This is a genomic window from Vibrio genomosp. F10 str. 9ZD137 (assembly GCF_049974785.1).
GTDB lineage: Bacteria > Pseudomonadota > Gammaproteobacteria > Enterobacterales > Vibrionaceae > Vibrio.
In genome coordinates this window covers 1-1,485 of record NZ_JBNGCJ010000994.1, presented here as the reverse complement: position 1 = coordinate 1,485, position 1,485 = coordinate 1, and the positions used below count along the sequence as shown (strand labels likewise).

Genomic DNA, 1,485 nt, shown 5'->3' with positions numbered 1-1,485 from the left:
TGGCAGTGGTGGTAGCAATCACAACCATCACTCAGACAGGTATTGGTATTGTTGGGGCTCTCGTATTCCCAGTAGGATTTTGTATTCTTAGCTTAATGGGCTACGACCTTGTAACTGGTGTATTTGGTCTAGCACCGTTGGCTAAGTTTGAGAAACGCCCAGGTATTACATGGGGACGAGTGTTACGCTGTTGGGGGCTTGTTGGCTTTGGTAATTTGATGGGCTCTTTGCTCGTTGCCTTTCTCATTGCTTTATCATTTACGATGAACTTCAGCGTTGAACCTGGCGCAGTAGGGCAAACATTTATTAAAGCGGCTACTGCTCGAACCGTGGGCTTTGAAGACCTTGGCGTGAACGGTTGGATTACCTGTTTTGTACGCGGTATTCTTTGTAACCTAATGGTGTGTCTGGGTGTCATTGGCAACATGACAGCGCGTACTGTTGCTGGCAAAATTGCTGCAATGTGGCTACCCATCTTTATCTTTTTCGCCCTTGTTTTTGAACACGCGGTTGTCAACATGTTCTTGTTCCCATTGGGTATGATGCTAGGAGCGGATTTTGGTATTGCAACTTGGCTCAATTACAACCTAATCCCGACTATTCTTGGTAACCTTGTGGGTGGATTATTGTTTACCTGTATTCCTCTGTATCTAACGCATGCTAAGACAGCACCAGCGCTAAGTACATCGTCAGATAGCGCACAAGCAGACTTAACAACGGCCAAGACTGCATAAATCTTGGTTTGTATAGCTTTCTGTTTGTATAGCTTTCGGCTTACACGGCTTTCGGCTTGTATAGTTTTCAGAATGTTTAGCGTTGAGTTGGTATACGCTATGTGTTGAAAAAAAGTCAACAATATTAAGCCTCATGTTTCGGGTCATTAAGATCAGAGCGAGAGGCTGTTTTATATCAATACGAGCTTGTATATTATTTCTATATGCGATTTAGTTCTATCTATTTCATCTTTAGCAGTGAGAAATTGCTATGACACCTGATAGTCTTATTCACATAAGTTGTAGGGACTTAAGGAACAAAGTCTCATATTAATAAAAGCGATTCGACGAGACGGATCGAAGATCGGAGCACAGCATGTCAGAAGTATCTCAACCGAGCGAACCATTACTCGAGCCTACCCCCCAAAATACCCAGTCACATGATGTCGGTTTTGTTTCATTAGTAGGGGCAGGGCCTGGTGATCCAGACCTGTTAACAGTAAAAGGGCACCGCGCCATCGCTCAGGCTCAAGTGGTTGTGTATGACCGTTTGGTGTCACCTGAAATACTCGCTATCGCCAAAGACGACGCGGAAATGATCTATGTTGGTAAAAAAGTCGATTTTCATTATGTCCCTCAAGATCAAATTAATCAGATATTGGTTGATAAAGCGCGAGAAGGTAAGCACGTTGTTCGGCTAAAGGGCGGTGATTCATTTATTTTTGGTCGAGGTGGCGAGGAGCTTGAAAAGCTGGCTGACAATGATGTGCAA

The 1,485-nt window shown here is 43.9% G+C and carries 2 protein-coding genes; both read left to right on the top strand.

What is annotated here, in order from left to right:
* Positions 1 to 734: formate/nitrite transporter family protein (locus tag ACP45E_RS21400; RefSeq protein WP_069585518.1), on the top strand; the 734-nt coding region annotated here is incomplete at its 5' end.
* A 355-nt stretch (positions 735 to 1,089) separates the two neighbouring features.
* Positions 1,090 to 1,485 (top strand): uroporphyrinogen-III C-methyltransferase (locus ACP45E_RS21395; protein ID WP_241824372.1); only part of this gene is annotated, 396 nt, incomplete at its 3' end.